We start from the raw sequence: 267 nt of genomic DNA, 5'->3' as shown, positions 1-267 counted from the left end.
GGAAACCGTGGGCGAGATCACCGCCGCAGCCCAGGTCATGAGGGAGTTCGCGCTGGGCGTCACCACCCCCTACCCCCAAGACCTGCTGGACATGTGCGGCACGGGCGGCGACGGATCGCACACCTTCAATATTTCGACCGCAGCGATGTTCGTGGCTGCCGCGGGAGGCGTGAAGATCGCCAAACACGGCGGCCGCAGCGCTTCATCCTCGTCCGGCAGCGCCGACGTCCTGGAGGTCCTGGGCGTCAACATCCAGGCAACCCCCGA

General features: G+C 67.0%; 1 pseudogene. It reads left to right on the top strand.

Annotated elements, in window-relative coordinates:
* Positions 1-267: pseudogene (locus WDW90_RS39660) on the top strand (anthranilate phosphoribosyltransferase); the annotation flags it as partial.

The organism is Methylobacterium nigriterrae, assembly GCF_037106235.1.
GTDB classification, from domain to species: Bacteria; Pseudomonadota; Alphaproteobacteria; order Rhizobiales; family Beijerinckiaceae; genus Methylobacterium; species Methylobacterium nigriterrae.
Note: the sequence above shows the minus strand (reverse complement) of the source record. Positions and strands in the feature narration are given on the sequence as shown.